This is a genomic window from Mesorhizobium sp. B2-8-9 (assembly GCF_006439475.1).
Taxonomy (GTDB): Bacteria; Pseudomonadota; Alphaproteobacteria; order Rhizobiales; family Rhizobiaceae; genus Mesorhizobium.
Window position 1 is genome coordinate 56,917 of sequence record NZ_VFTQ01000022.1, and the last position, 13,822, is coordinate 70,738.

At 62.8% G+C, this 13,822-nt stretch carries 15 protein-coding genes and 1 riboswitch; of the genes, 9 read left to right on the forward strand and 6 right to left on the reverse strand.

The genetic code is table 11. The features are described from left to right. Positions 1-24: 24 nt before the first annotated feature. Positions 25-324 carry a DUF1236 domain-containing protein gene (locus FJ423_RS23445; RefSeq protein ID WP_140845422.1) on the forward strand — a complete coding sequence of 100 codons (300 nt, stop codon included), beginning with the start codon at positions 25-27 and terminating at the stop codon, positions 322-324. A 215-nt stretch (positions 325-539) separates the two neighbouring features. Then, on the forward strand, positions 540-761 hold the full coding sequence (locus tag FJ423_RS23450; RefSeq protein WP_140541743.1) for a hypothetical protein: 222 nt from the start codon (positions 540-542) through the stop codon (positions 759-761). Between the two features lie 180 nt (positions 762-941). Here FJ423_RS23450 and FJ423_RS23455 read toward each other — a convergent pair whose 3' ends face one another. Then, a complete protein-coding gene (locus FJ423_RS23455; protein WP_095768289.1) occupies positions 942-1,292 on the reverse strand; it encodes a DUF982 domain-containing protein in 351 nt (116 codons plus the stop codon). 214 nt (positions 1,293-1,506) lie between these two features. Here FJ423_RS23455 and FJ423_RS23460 point away from each other — a divergent pair, with 214 nt between their 5' ends. The 3 genes from FJ423_RS23460 to FJ423_RS23470 all read left to right on the forward strand — a co-directional run bounded on the left by FJ423_RS23460 (position 1,507) and on the right by FJ423_RS23470 (position 2,507). After that, positions 1,507-1,806: a DUF1236 domain-containing protein gene (locus FJ423_RS23460; protein ID WP_140541659.1), complete on the forward strand. Its 300-nt coding sequence runs from the start codon at positions 1,507-1,509 to the stop codon at positions 1,804-1,806. 128 nt (positions 1,807-1,934) lie between these two features. Beyond that, a complete protein-coding gene (locus FJ423_RS23465; RefSeq protein WP_095768291.1) occupies positions 1,935-2,144 on the forward strand; it encodes a hypothetical protein in 210 nt (69 codons plus the stop codon). Positions 2,145-2,252: 108 nt separating this feature from the next. Beyond that, positions 2,253-2,507 carry a DUF2934 domain-containing protein gene (locus FJ423_RS23470; protein WP_140845423.1) on the forward strand — a complete coding sequence of 85 codons (255 nt, stop codon included), beginning with the start codon at positions 2,253-2,255 and terminating at the stop codon, positions 2,505-2,507. A gap of 1,169 nt (positions 2,508-3,676) precedes the next feature. Here FJ423_RS23470 and FJ423_RS23480 read toward each other — a convergent pair. Next, positions 3,677-4,021, reverse strand: a complete 345-nt coding sequence (locus tag FJ423_RS23480; RefSeq protein ID WP_140845425.1) for a hypothetical protein — start codon at positions 4,019-4,021, stop codon at positions 3,677-3,679. Positions 4,022-4,241: 220 nt separating this feature from the next. Further along, positions 4,242-4,354: riboswitch (TPP riboswitch) on the forward strand. Here FJ423_RS23480 and FJ423_RS23485 point away from each other — a divergent pair. The 4 genes from FJ423_RS23485 to FJ423_RS23505 all read left to right on the forward strand — a co-directional run bounded on the left by FJ423_RS23485 (position 4,345) and on the right by FJ423_RS23505 (position 7,855). After that, entirely contained in the window at positions 4,345-4,953 is a 609-nt protein-coding gene (locus FJ423_RS23485) for a YkoF family thiamine/hydroxymethylpyrimidine-binding protein (protein ID WP_140845426.1), read from the forward strand. It overlaps the preceding riboswitch by 10 nt. A gap of 336 nt (positions 4,954-5,289) precedes the next feature. Further along, positions 5,290-6,075, forward strand: a complete 786-nt coding sequence (locus tag FJ423_RS23495) for an ABC transporter permease (protein WP_181174879.1) — start codon at positions 5,290-5,292, stop codon at positions 6,073-6,075. Next, positions 6,072-6,845 carry an ABC transporter ATP-binding protein gene (locus FJ423_RS23500; RefSeq protein ID WP_140845427.1) on the forward strand — a complete coding sequence of 258 codons (774 nt, stop codon included), beginning with the start codon at positions 6,072-6,074 and terminating at the stop codon, positions 6,843-6,845. Before FJ423_RS23495 ends, FJ423_RS23500 begins: the two co-directional genes overlap by 4 nt. Beyond that, positions 6,842-7,855, forward strand: coding sequence for an ABC transporter substrate-binding protein (locus tag FJ423_RS23505; protein WP_140845428.1), 1,014 nt, complete (start codon positions 6,842-6,844; stop codon positions 7,853-7,855). The genes FJ423_RS23500 and FJ423_RS23505 overlap by 4 nt, the downstream gene beginning before the upstream one ends. A 55-nt stretch (positions 7,856-7,910) precedes the next feature. On the opposite strand, the gene FJ423_RS23510 is transcribed toward FJ423_RS23505, so the two are convergent. The 4 genes from FJ423_RS23510 to FJ423_RS23525 all read right to left on the reverse strand — a co-directional run bounded on the left by FJ423_RS23510 (position 7,911) and on the right by FJ423_RS23525 (position 13,739). Beyond that, positions 7,911-8,657, reverse strand: a complete 747-nt coding sequence (locus FJ423_RS23510; RefSeq protein ID WP_246680245.1) for a hypothetical protein — start codon at positions 8,655-8,657, stop codon at positions 7,911-7,913. Between the two features lie 47 nt (positions 8,658-8,704). Further along, positions 8,705-11,113, reverse strand: coding sequence for a tetratricopeptide repeat protein (locus FJ423_RS34275; RefSeq protein ID WP_281409003.1), 2,409 nt, complete (start codon positions 11,111-11,113; stop codon positions 8,705-8,707). Positions 11,114-11,198: 85 nt separating this feature from the next. After that, positions 11,199-12,908, reverse strand: coding sequence for a tetratricopeptide repeat protein (locus FJ423_RS23520; RefSeq protein ID WP_140845430.1), 1,710 nt, complete (start codon positions 12,906-12,908; stop codon positions 11,199-11,201). A 198-nt stretch (positions 12,909-13,106) separates the two neighbouring features. Then, positions 13,107-13,739, reverse strand: a complete 633-nt coding sequence (locus FJ423_RS23525) for a S24 family peptidase (RefSeq protein WP_095768299.1) — start codon at positions 13,737-13,739, stop codon at positions 13,107-13,109. Between the last annotated feature and the right edge of the window lie 83 nt (positions 13,740-13,822).

The window sequence follows — 13,822 nt, forward strand, 5'->3', positions numbered from 1 at the left end:
AGATCCACATAGGAGAGACGACCAATGAAAATGCACCTCACCTCCGCCGCCGCTGGCTTCCTGCTTCTTGCTGGCATTGGCGCTGCTGCCGCGCAGGATGTCGTGATCGCGCCGGAGCAGGAAACCGTGATCAAGGAATACGTGCATAAACAGCCGTTGGCCTCGGTTAAGATCCCGGGCGTCGAGCTGAATGTCGGCAGCACGCTTCCCGATACGGTCGAATTACACGAAGTGCCGAACGTGAAATACCGTTACGTCGTCGTCGATAACCGGACGGTGATCGTCGACCCCGGTACCCGCAAGATCGTCAAGGTCATCGACTGATCGATAGCGCACCAAATCGGATGGCCCGCCGCCTGGTTACGGCGACGGGCCATTAACCGATTATTATTTTGTTACCATGTGCTAACGGAACCTTCCCTCAGCGCTTGAGTTACCGGCTCTGGTTCACGTTGTCTCATAGACAACACAAACCAGTGGCAACGTGAAAATACGGGCGGTGGCGAACAGTACGGCGGGGCGAGGAGGAGTTTACCAACATGTCGAAACGAGAAATCGGAACATCTCGTTCGCTCGGGATGCGTGTTGCCCATCTCAAAGCCAGGATGCAAGACGCCCGGATCACCGAGCATGAAATGAAGGCTTTCCAGAAGGTCGCGGCGATCATGGGGGGCGGCGAGGGCTCCCTACGCATTGAGGCCGACGATCTGATCGCTGCGTCCTTCGTTGCCGAGGCGCTGGGCGAATCGGCGCCGAACTGACAGCGGCCACCAGTCGAGATCCCGGATCGTTTCAGCCGACCGTCAGCCGGGAAGGCGGCGGTCTGCAGGCAAAATGGACGCCAGGAGGCGCCGAGCTTGCTCCCAGGATCGGCCGGCCAAATCCCAAAGCTTGCATGATAACGCCGATCACACGGTGTGCCGAACGCGTCCAGGCTGGGCCTAGCCAGGCACGTGCCGGTTTGGTGCCCGGCTTTCGCGTGCCCGGATTCGCCTGATCTTTGCTTCGCGCAGCACCGCGACGGGATCGGCGCCCGTCCATTCGATCCCGGCCTTCCGCGCGAAGACCAGGAACGCCTGTCGCGCCTTGTCGAGATCGATCTCTCCGCTCCGCGCCGCCTCACAGGCGCGGAATGCGTTGGCGTAGCTGCCGCCCCGCATGGCCTGGGGCCATTCCTTGAGAAAGTTCTGCATCGCGGTAAGAGAGGCGATCTCGCGCTTGAAGCCGGCACCCACCGCGATGGCCACGGGGGGGCGAAGTTCGATGTCGCTTCTGATGGAGCCTTCCTGCATGACTGCGGCATCCTTAGGATTTCAAAGACTTGGGCAGTTTCAATGCCTTCCAATGCGGAGCCGATGCGAAGGTTCCGCCAAATCAATTAGTCGCCGCTGACGGAACAACACCCTGCCGGCGGCGTTTGCCCCGGGAGCTCCCATGTTCGACCTGCTCGTGTTTCCGCCCCTGCGGAGGCAGGGCGGAGCTCACCAACGCAACAGGAGAGAAACGATGAAAACCACCCTCATTCCAGCTGTCGCCGGCTTGGCTCTGATGGCCGGCATCGGCATCGCGGCCGCGGACGAGGTGATCGTCACCCCCGAGCAGCAGACCGTGGTCAAGGAATATGTCCACAAGCATCCGATCGCCTCGGTCAATGTGCTCGGCCTTGAGCTTGGCGTCGGCTCGACCGTGCCTGACACCGTCGAGTTGCAGCAGGTTCCGGACGTCCAGTACCGCTATGCGGTCGTCAACGACCATACGGTGCTGATCGATCCCGGCACGCGCCGCGTTGTTCAGGTGATCGAGTAGATCCAGCCCTGGAAGAGCCCGATCCTCCGAAGCACTGGGCAAGGATCGGGCTCTTTTCGCATCCGGGCATAAGGCCTAAGATAGGGCAGTGGTTTGGGAGGCAACGAAGCGCGGAAGGAGTCGTTGCCATGCATCATCCACACGTCGAATCACCTGACATCGCACGCCAAGTCGACAAGCTTTTGGCCGAGCATAGGACTGGCCTGCTGTCGATGCACGAGGCGATTACCCTGCTGCGCCAGCGCACGGGGACCGACCGCTCTGACGCGGATTTAGCCGGATTGATTACAAAAAAGGCAGCGCATCTGGGCATCGCGGTCGTTACCGACGGACACTGAGCGAAATTGCCGTCCAGGTCGGGTCGCTTGTTCGTGATACCGAAGACGACACGCGAAAATTCGGCTAATGTTCGCGCCGGGGAACCGTCCCAACATCAGGAGGCGACAGTGACGGACGACAGGCACGAACGCATTCGCCAGCGCGCGCACGAGATTTGGGAGCAGGCCGGCCGGCCCGAAGGCGCTCATAAGGAGCATTGGGACCAGGCGACGGCCGAAGTCGATGCGGCCGGCAAGCCGAAAGCCAAGAGCCCGAAAAAGGCCGCCGCCGCCAAGGCCGACAAGCCGAAAGCGGCCAAGGCGGAGAAGCCCGCCAAGGGCCCGGCAAAGGCAAAGTCCCCCGCCAGGAAGACCAAGGGCTGACCGCCAGCCAAGGCCTGCCCCCTTTTCACCGGATCATGTGACGGTGCGACGCTCCGTGTGAGAACTGTGCCGGAGGCTATACCGACCATGCGCAAAGTCGTCTTGATCATGACCATGTCGGTCGACGGATATGTCGTAGGGCCGGTGGGAATGTCGACGGGCGGTTTTCCTGAACGGCAGAGCTCAAGCGGTGGAAACTCGATCGCATCAGTCGCGCTGGCACACACATCATGGGCCGCGTGAGTTATGAGGAAATGGGCCCGTACTGGCAAAAATCCGAGGATGCCTATGCGCGCCGATGAACGTCATCCCCAAGGTCGTGTTTTCGAAAACGCTGAAAAAGGCAACTTGGCCAGAGTCCACTATTGCGAAAGGTGACCTGCACGAGGAATCGCTAAATTGAAAAGCAACCCGGCGGCGAAATTATTGCGGGGCGGCGCAGAGTTCGCTCAGGCGCTGTCGAAGGCAGGTCTGATTGATGAGTATGTCATCCTGACTCGGCCGATCCGCCTATGGCGGTGGCAAACCGCTATTCAGCGGTTTGACGGACGCGCTCAAGCTAAACGTCCTCGTGACGGCCGCTTACGATAACGGCACCATGCTTCGCATCTACGCTCCCCGCTGAACCGTCACGACCTCTGAGCGAAGGCTTCGACCATGGCGGCCGGCTGACCGGCACGCTCGGCATCGCCGCCGCCAGCAGCCACGCCGGCGGCATGCGGGTTGCAATTAAGCTATAAGAGGAGGCTATCGCGTCCCTTGCTTTCCGGCGTATCGCGCGACCGCGCAGAGGAAGGCAAGCGCTGCCATGTCGCAAGCTGCGCGTGACGGCGACGGACCTTTGGCGAAAAGGACCGCGTCGGCAACCGGGACCGTCAGGCCATGCTTGCGGGCGAATGAAGTGACTTCGTAGGGCTGATCGTCAGGCTGTATGCCGATGTCGATTTGTTGGTCCATCAAAATGAAATTCCTCCCTGGTATACGGCTTTACCCTCCTTCGCCTGCGCAGAATTAACGCCCGGCCGCTCGCCCGCGTCCACCAATTGGCGATTGTGTGAAACGATGCATTTTTCGAGGCCCAGAGCCGAGGGTTGCAGCGGCATGATTGTTCGCGTCGCTGGCGGCCTTGGAGTTCCTTCCCTTCTCTAACGGAAGAGGTCAAAACGCTCTCACCACGCATCGCTCGATCGGGCAAACCTGACCCCCGCGGCGATCATCGCGCTTTCGCATTCGCTGATCAGCCTGAGGTTGCGCAAATACCGCGCCGCCGTCTCCGGCAGCCAGGCCGCGCACGCCTCGACATAGACGCGGCCATGCACCAGCGCGCCGGTCGAAAGCCGCTCGTCCTTTTCGGCGATCACTTTCAGATATTGCCGGATGAATCGGATGTCGTCGGCGATGTCCTGGCTGGCCATGCGCCAGGCGCCGGCAAGGCGTTCGCGCTCGGCGAGCGGCAAAGGCGACAACAACGGGTGGGAGAGGTCGGCAAAAGCGGCATGGTTCGCGGTGTTCAAGCAAATCCCCTCAATGGAAGGGAAGTATCGTACTTTATGTACGAAAAGCAATCAAGCGGGATTCGTACAATTTGAACGACAAAATAGTTAGATAAAGCCGTTATAAGAAAACTACAAAAATCTTATAACCACCCGGCATCTCCCGTAGGGAGATGGGCGGTTGGCCCAACTGACACCGCAAAAAACCGCTTTCCCAGCACCGCAAACAGTGCTTTAACCCGGCCATCCACAGGGGTGCTCCGTACGGTCGGGGCTGAGATGGTGGCGGCAAGCCTCCGGACCCTAAAGCTGATCTGGATAATACCAGCGGAGCGAGGCGGGCCATGTTTTCCGGCGCACAGATTTCCCTTTATCCCATGGCCGACGATTTCGTCGGCGTGATCCTTGGCGCGCTTGGCGCGCTCGATCCTTACCGCGACAGGCTGAGGATCGAGACCGATGACATCTCGACGCTGCTGGTCGGGCCGCCCGAGGTGCTGTTCCCAGCCATGCGCGACCTGTTCGTGGCGGCCGCCAAAAGCGGCAGGCACTGTGTGCTGTCGGCCGCCGTGTCGCGCGGCTGCCCCGGCGAGCCGGATGACCCGATCTGCCGCTCCGAGGAGATCGGCGGCCCGGCAATCCCACTCGATGACCGCAAGCGCGCCGCGCTGCGCGCCGTCGGGGCCACGCTTTCGACCAACCAGCCGGTGGCGGCGCAATTCTCGCTCTATGTGATGGGCACCGGCGACCACATGGACGAGATCTATGGCTGCATCGATTTCCTGAAGCGGTCCGGCGTCTTCGAACGCTCCAAGCATTTTTGCACCAAGCTGCGCGGCGACGCCGGCGCGGTGTTCGCCACGCTGAACGAAGCCTTCTGCCGCTTCGGGCCGGGTGCCGGTCACGTGACGCTCGATATCACCATTTCGGCGAACAGCCCGACCGCGGCTTGAGCGCAAGCTCGATCTATCGAGGTAGATGTCGTGGCTGTTTGGCTTGATCCATCGCGTCGGGGAGATGCTCCCAGTCCCATCTCGCAGGAGAGAAGGGAACCTTCGGCGATGGGCGAAAGCCGAGGTGACGGCGAATCTCCCCCCTTGCGGGGGAGATGCCCGGCAGGGCAGAGGGGGGTGCTGTCCCGCCGACCGCTCAACTGGTTGCGCGCGCGGCGTTCGCCAATTGCTTTCGCACGGGTTTCGAAGGACGTCATTCCTTCGCGCCCCCCTCTGGCCTGCCGGCCATCTCCCCCTCTAGGGGGGAGATCAGCCTTCACCACGACCGTCGCGAAGATCTTCCCCGCTGCGCTGGCTTTCGCTCTCCTTCTCGTCGCTTGGGAACTCTGCGCACGCCTCGGCGGCATCGCCCCCACCGTGCTCCCTGCACCCTCGCGCGTGCTGGCGCAGGCCTGGGAGAACCGGGCGGCACTGGCCGACAACACGCTTCCCACCATCCGCGCCACGCTGGCGGGCTTTGCATGCTCGCTCGTTGCCGCCTTCATCCTCTCGGCGCTGGTTGACTTCTTTGCCCCCTTGCGCCGCGCGCTGTTCCCGCTCCTGATCGCCAGCCAGACCTTGCCGCTGGTGGCGATCGCGCCGCTGGTGGTGCTTTGGTTCGGCTTCGGGCTGTTGCCGAAGATCCTGCTCGTGGCGCTGGTCACCTTCTTTCCGATGATGGTGGCATTGGTCGAGGGCTATGCCGCCACGGCCAAGGAAATCAGCCAGATGCTCGCCGCCATGGGAGCAGGGCGCCGGCGCATCTTCTGGCTCGCTCGGTTACCGTCGGCGCTGACCTATTTCTTCGCTGGACTGCGCATCTCCATCACCTATGCGGTGGTCGGCGCCATCTTCGCCGAATATGCGGGTGCCGCCAAAGGGCTCGGCATCTATATGCTCAGCGCCAAGAACAATTTCCGCCCCGACCTCGTGCTCGCCGCCGTCGCGGTCAGCTCGGCGCTGACGCTCACGCTGTTCGGCCTCGCCGTGCTCGCCCAGCGTCTCGCCATGCCCTGGGAAAATGCAAAGAGCGAAAGGGCGGGGCGCTATGGCGACAAGCCTTCCCGAGAGGGCCGGCCATGACCCGGCTCGAGCTCCGCAACATGCGAAAAAACTTCGGCGCGCTAGAGGTTCTGGCAGGCATTTCGCTGCATGTCGAAGAGGGCGAGTTCGTCTCGATCCTCGGCCCCTCCGGCGCGGGCAAGTCGACACTGTTCCAGTTGCTCACCGGCGCGATCCGGGGCGAGGGCGAGATGCGCTTCGACGGCGCGCCGCTCGATGGCGCCCGCTTCGCCTTCATGCCGCAGCGCGATGCGCTGATGCCGTGGCGGCGCGTCATCGACAATGCGACGCTGGGGCTCGAGGTGCAGGGCATGAAGCGCCGCGCGGCGCGCGAGCGCGTGGCCCCGTTGTTCGCCGAGTTCGGCCTTGCCGGGTTCGAGCGCGCCTGGCCGGCCGAGCTGTCCGGCGGCATGCGCCAGCGCGCGGCATTGCTGCGCACCGTCGTGCAGCAGCGCGACATGCTGCTCCTCGACGAGCCGTTCGGCGCGCTCGACGCGCTCACCCGCGCGGCCATGCAGCGCTGGCTGGAGACGATGTGGCGAAACCATCGCTGGACGGCGCTGCTCATCACCCATGACGTGCGCGAGGCGGTGCTTCTGTCCGACCGTATCTATGTGCTGTCGGCGCGGCCCGCGCGCGTGGTGCGTGAGGTGGCTGTGCCGCTGCCGCGCCCGCGCACCGAGAGCACGGCGTTTGCCCGTGAGGTCGCCGGGATCGAGGCCGGCATCCTCGACATTTTGCTCGGCGCCGCCGAACCGATTTCCCGACCATCCGATGGAGAAAACCGATGACCGACTTCACCCGCCGCCAGGCGATGCTTCTGGCCGCCAGCCTGCCATTTGCCGGGACTGCTGCACGTGCCCGGGCCGCCGCGCAAAAAATCACCGTCGCGCTCGACTGGGCCGTCAACACCAATCACATCGGCCTGTTCGTCGCCCGCGACAAGGGCTTTTACCGCGATGCGGGCATCGAGGTCGAAATCCTGCCCTATGGCGACACCGGCTCGGGCACGCTGGTGGCCAGCCAGGTCGCCGATTTCGGCATTTCCGGCTCGCTCGGCCTGTTCACGCAAAAGAGCGCGGGCGCGGATTTGAAGGCCGTCTACGCCGTCGTCCAGTCGGAGACCGGTCGCGTCGTCTTCAACGCCGACCGCGCCGCCATCAAGACTCCGAAAAATCTCGACGGCCTGACCTATGGCGGCTTCGGCAGCGCCTGGGAGAACGCGCTGATCTCGACCATCATCCGCCATGACGGCGGCAAAAGTGAGTTTTCCACTGTGACGCTGGGTACCTCGGCTTATGAGGCATTGGCCAACGGCGCGGTCGATTTCACGCTGGAAGTCTCGACCTGGGAAGGCGTCGAGGCCGGACTGAAAGGCCTCAAGCAGCGCAGCTTCCGCTATGCCGATTATGGCGTGCCGGACGAGCACACCACGTTGATCGTCTCCAGCAACGCCTTCCTCGCCGCCAACCGACAGGCGGCCGCGGCCTTCGTCCAGGCGACGCGGCGCGGCTACGCATTCGCCGTCGATCATGCGCAGCAGGCGGGCGAGCTGCTGATCGCCGCGAACAAGGATACGCTGACCAACCCAGCGCTGGTGCAAGCCTCGCTGAAGGCGCTGAACGACGGGCACTTCCTGAAAAGCGCGGACGGCGCCATCGGCACGATGGACAGGGCCAAGATGGAGGCGATGGGCGGGTATCTGTTCGCCTCGGGGATATTGCTTGATGGCGACGGCAAGGTGCTAAAGGAGCGGCCGAATCTCGGGGCATTTTTCAGCAACGAGTTTCTGGGTGCCTGAGAGGACGCAGGAACGCAGTGTCGCGCCGGAACCTGCCGGAAATCCGGTGCGGTGCCTAATTCTCGACGATGGCAAGAAGCAGCGCGGTCTTAATGTGCCACCCGGGTTCGCCATGCATTACCAGGGCGGCCTCATAGAATTTCGCCATGGCCGGACACAGACCCGGGAAGTTCTGGTTGATGTTCGAGATAGCCTCCATCTCGGCCGGCGTGCCGCCGATCTTCGTGAAAACGTCGGCGACCAGCGACCAGTCCTGATCGCTAGGCACTGCCGCCGGTAGGCCGCTTCTTTTGGCGGCGCCGAAGGCGCGGAACAGGGTGGCGCCGATCCTGTCCAGGTCAGCCCGGAAATCGTGGCCGGGCGCACTGATCGCGTCCGGCCCGTTGCGCAGGTAATTGTTGCAGGTGGTCGGCGTTTCGCGCGCCATGACATGATTGAGCATGTCGAGTTGCGCCGAAAGCGCTTCCGAGACGTTGCTGTCCGGCGCCGAAGGTAGGAGCGGTGCGTATCTGTGCCTCAGATCGGCGACCGCCTGCCTGCTGGCATTGCGCACTTCTGTTTGGTTTCCGGTCTGGGCCGCGGCAGTGATCTTGCGCAACATCGCATCGTAGTCGTCCGGAAATTCGCGGGCGATAGCCTCGAAGATCTGGAGATCCTGCTTCCGGATTTCGGCATCGATGTCGGCGGTGGTTACCGGCTGGGGCGGCATCTCCACTGATTGATGGTGATGATGTCTGCCGCCGCCGAACATCGTTGGCATCACGTCAGCCCCAATGATGCTTACGGGGATGACCGCCACCACTTGCAGCCATTTCCAAGGTGACATCCGCCTGCGCTCCGACACCCTGCTCACTCTGCCCCGAGACTTAGCGCCTTCTTGCGGTCGGCTTCCGCACGCTTGCGATTGCCCTTGGCTTCCCACACCGCGCTTCGCGATTTGTACGCGGCAGCGAAATTTGGCCTTAACTTGATCGCTTGGTTGAGGTCGGCGATCGCGTCGTCATAGTCCGCTTTGCGGGCGCGGATCGTGCCGCGGCCCGAGTAACCGAAAACATTGTTGCCATCGAGTCTAAGCACCGTCTCGAAATCGCTGAGTGCTCCTGTGTCTTCATGGAGCTTCATGCGGAACGCGCCCCGACCGGCATAGATCCTTGCGTTCGTTGGATCGAGGCGGACGGCGTTTTCGTAGTCCGCCGATGCTCCGTCATAGTCCCCCCGGTAGCTGAGGACGCGGCCGCGATCGCTGTAGGTGTCGCCGATGTCTGGGTCGATGGCTATAGCCTGGCTGTAATCGGCGATGGCGTGGGCATAATCGCCCTTCGTCTCCCAAAGGATGGCGCGCGCTACATAGGCGTCCCGGAAGGCGGGAAACAGCACAATCGCTTTGCCGTACTGCGCGATGGCGCCGTCATAGTCGTTTTTGTTGTCCAGCACCTGAGCCTCGTTGAAAGCCGCCCTGGCTGCGGATGGGATGCTGCCTGCCGAGGTCGCCGCTCCGCTCTCGATCTTGCCTGACGTCTTTGCCTTCGCGGCCAGTGCCAGCTTGCGGCCCTTGCGGGCGTCGGCATTGCCTGGCTGCAGGCCGAGTGCTTTGTCGAAATCGGCGATGGCGCGACCGTAGTCCTTCTTGTCCGCCAAAAGCTTGCCGCGCGCCACATACATGGAGGCGTCCTGCGGCTTGAGATCGATCGCCCGGCCATAGTCGGCAATGGCTTTCTCGGGATCGCCCTTGGTCTCAAAGGTGAGGGCTCTACAAAAATACGCATCGCGCGACTTCGCGTCGATGCCCATCGCCCGTTCGCAATCGGCGATGGCCAGATCGAAATTGCCCTTCTTCATCCATGTCAGGCCGCGGCGGACATAGGCATTGGCCAAGCTCGGATCGAACTGCACGGCCTTGTTGTAGTCGGCCATAGCCCGATCGTATTTCTGCAGGCGGAACCACAAATTGCCGCGGCCGAAATAGCCGACCACGTTTTCGGGAGCGAGCTTGACGGCTAAATTGTAGTCGGCGGAGGCGCGGTTGTTGTCACCTTTCGCGAACCAGTCGCTTCCCGCAGTGAAGGCGGCCAGCGCAATTTCTGTGTCCGACATATTTCGATTGGCTTGCAGGATCGCCTGTTGCTCGGCTTTCGCGGCGACTGCTTCCGCGCGCCGGCCGCCGATATCGTCGCGGTCGGGGTCAAGCTTGATCACTTGTTCATAGTCCGCGGCGGCGCGATCATAGTCGCCGATATCTTTGAAGGCGTCGCCGCGTAATGAATAGAAGAACGCATCGCCCGGCTTCAGCGTTATGGCCTTCGTGTAGCCGTCAATAGCGCGCTCCGTTTCACCTTTGGCCGCCACCGTAGCGGCCAACGTGGCGACGATGTCGGCATTGTTGGGATCGAGCTGGGCGGCCCTTTCGTAATCCTGCCTGCACCCGTCGTTGTCGCCGGACTGCGCCTTAGCCATCCCCCGGTGATAATAAGCAAGGGCATCGTCCGGGGCGAACTCGATGGCCCTGCCGTATTCGACAAGCGCCCGAGCGAATTTGTGCTGCTTGGTTAGCTGGTCGGCATGTTCAATAACCACCGCGACATCGGAGCCATACGCTTTGGAGGCGTCGCCTGCAGGCTCGGGCGCCTCTCCGCCGGCCTCCAAAGCCGCCCTGCGGCTAGCGGCATAATCCGAATTGCCGGGGTCGAGCCGGAGCGCTTGGTCGAAGTCGGCGATGGCGCCGTCATAGTCTTGCCGTCCGGCGCGCGCCATGCCGCGCCCATAGTAACTGGCGTCATCCTTGGCATCGATCCCGATGGCGACCGAATAGGCGGCGATGGCGCGCCCGGCGTCGCCCTTTGCCTGCCAGGCCAAGCCTTTGCAGTAGTGAGCTTCGCGCGCCTTCGGGTCCAGTTTGGCGGCTCTGTTGCAGTCGGCGAGCCCGCCGTCCACGTCACCCAACATTATCTTCACAAGACCCCGGCGAAGATAGGCCGTGGTAAAAGAAGGGGCGAGTTCAATGGCCGTGTCGTAATCGGCAATCGCTTGGGCGTAGGCGCGTTTGTTCACAGCCGCGTTGCCCAGGCCGAAATAGGCGAACCGGTTGTCGGGATCGAGCGCGATAGCCCCATTATAGGCGCCGATCGCTTCGTCATATTGGCCCATGTCCAGCCAGGCGTCGCCGCCCAGGATCAGTTCCACTCCATGCGGGTCTCTCGCCTCGATAGACTTCTCGGCAAGGTCATCCGTGGCGGCGAAATTCAGCACGACCGGTGGCATGCCAAAAGCCGCGGTTGCAGACTTCGGATTGACGATCGCCCGTCTTGGCTGCTCCAGGTCTGGCGCCGGCGCAGCTTTGCCCTCATCACCGGCAGCCTGCTGGTCGCAGCTTCCCGACCGTGCGCGATCCAGTTCGACGGCGCGCCGGCAATCCGCCGCCGCGCCGGCCTGGTCGCCCTTGAGCGTCCTGGCGCGGCTGCGGCCGAGATAAGCGTCGGCATTTTTGGGATCGAAGCTGATCGCCTTGTCGAAATCGAGCAGTGCGCCGTCGACGCCATATTTTGCCAGACGCGCTCCTGCGCGTTCGACCAATATCCTGGCGGCGGCCTGATCCTGGGCAGCCTGGTCCTGTGTGGTGGCGACCGGAACGGTTTGGGCCATGAGCGCGGCGCACGCGTCGGCACGTTTCGGGTCCAGTTCGAACGGCGCGCCGGCAGTCGCTCGCCGCAAGGGCATCGTCTCCTTGCGAGGCCGCGGCGACCGCCCGGTCGTAATAGGCCTCGGCGTTGTCGGGATCGAGTGATATGGCATAGCCGAAGGAAGCGATCGCGCCCGGCACGTCGCCGGAGACCTGCTGCTTCAATGCATCCTGGATTTGCGCGGCAGCATCTTTGGAACGGATCTGCCTGCCAGTGGCCTCCAACTGCTTGGTCAAAGCGGAAAGATCCGGTTTGGACGCCGTTTCCACCGCAGGCACCTCGGCGTCGGCGGGTCCCGCATCACAATCACCGGCCTTCTCCGGCTTGAGCGCGATGGCCTTCCTGCAATCGGCCGCCGCGCCGGCAGCGTCGCCGCGCCGGGCTCGTATCAGCGAACGGGCGAACCAGGCTCCGGCATCGTTCGGATCAAGTGCGATCACCTGGCCGAAATCGGCAATGGCGCGTTCGTCGTTGCCTTTGCCCGCCCAGGCGACGGCTCGGTAGTAATAGCCGTCGACGTTTCCAGCATCGAGCTCGATCGCCTTGTTGGCGTCGGCGATCGCGCGAACCCACTCCTTCTTGTTGGCCCAAGCAGCGCCGCGTTTGGCATAGGCGTCGGCGCTCCTGGGGTCGATGCCCAGCGCAGTGTCGTAATCGGCAATAGCACGGTCGAATCCGCCCGTGGCGGCGTGGGCGATGCCGCGGTTGACCAAGGCGGTCACGTCCGTCGGATCGATCCGGATCGCCTCGTCATATGCGGCGATCGCCTTTTCCTGCTCGCCCGTCGCGGCCAAGGCGGAGCCGAGTTCGGCATGCGCCCTGCCGTTTCCCGGATCAGCCTCGATCGCCTGCTGGAAGTCGAGGATGGCCGCGTCAACCTTACCCTTGTGCAGGAAGGCCGAGCCCCGGCTGGAATAGGCTTGGCTGTCGGACGGCTCCAGGCTGATCGCCATGTTGAAGTCTGCGATCGCCCGGTCGTCGTCCCCCTTGTTAGACCAGTCGGTGCCGCGATTGAAATAGGCCGAAGTCTGCTTGGGATCGAGCGCGATCACCTCGCCATAATCGGCGATCGCGCCATCCCAGTCTTGCTCGTCGTCCAAGGCCATGGCCCTGAAGAAATAAGCCTTGGCGCGCAAAGGGGATGCCCCCGTGACGTCCTCGGCAATCACGCTGCAGGCTGCTATGCGGCGGTCGGCTGCGACTTTGGCATCGCCGGCGCTTTTTTTGTCGCCAAAACAAAGGGCAGGGTCCTTGACAACAGCGAGCGCTGGCTCGGTCAGCCCGACAAGCACCAGCATCCCCGCCAGGACTATCAGCGGCCCGCGCAAAACCTCACCAACAAGCACGCGCAAAAACGCGCCGATGCGGCATGACATTGTTGATCCTCCCCCCGGAGTTACCACGGTTGCTGCGACGGACGCTTATATAGTTCTCTTTTTGTTCCTTAATGCAAGCAAAAATTGCAAGGGCTGAATTTATGCGCTTGGCCTGGTTGGACAGAAGGACAAAAGGACAAAAGGACAAAAGGGGCGGAGGATCGTGACCTTTGCCGGACGACACCGGCCTATCCCCTCTCACATATCGATCATCGACCGCTTCACCCGTCCGATGATCGTGATCGCCCCCTCCAGCTCCGGCGGCGGGATGTCGAGGTAGGATGCCGGCTGGAACGGCGGGTTGTCGTTCGGGCGCCAGCGCTTGTAGGTGGCGCGTCCCGTCTCGTCTGAAATCACGTAGCAGCCATTGGTCACCAGCCGCTTGTCGCGCAGGTTCACGAAGATGATCGAATCCGGCGGCGAGATCTTGTTCATCGAAGGCCCGTCGACGCGCAGCGCGATCCACTCGCCTTCCTCGAGGTCGGCGGTCGGGATGGTCGGATAGTCGGAGAGATTGACGACGCTGTCCTGGCTGCCGAGCTCGCCGGCGCTGATCCACGACACGATCGGCACATCTATGGTGACGGGCGAGGGGGCGAAATTGACCGGCGCCGCCTCTGCGCCATCCCCGTTGAACAAGAGCCAGCCGGGATCGACGCCGAACAGCCGGCCGTACTTCTCCGCCGCCTTGCGCGACAGCGGCCGGTTGCCGTTCTCGTGGCTGATCAGCGTGTTCTTGTTGATGTCGCGCAAGGCCCGCGCCGCATCACTGGGCGAGGCATAGCCGGCCTGGGCGCGCGCCTGCTGCAATCTGTGCCGAGAATCCATCATCGTACAAAATGCCTGAAAATTATCGTCCAAAGTGTACGATTTCGCTTGCGCGTATTTCGTACATAACGTACGCTTAGCGCATG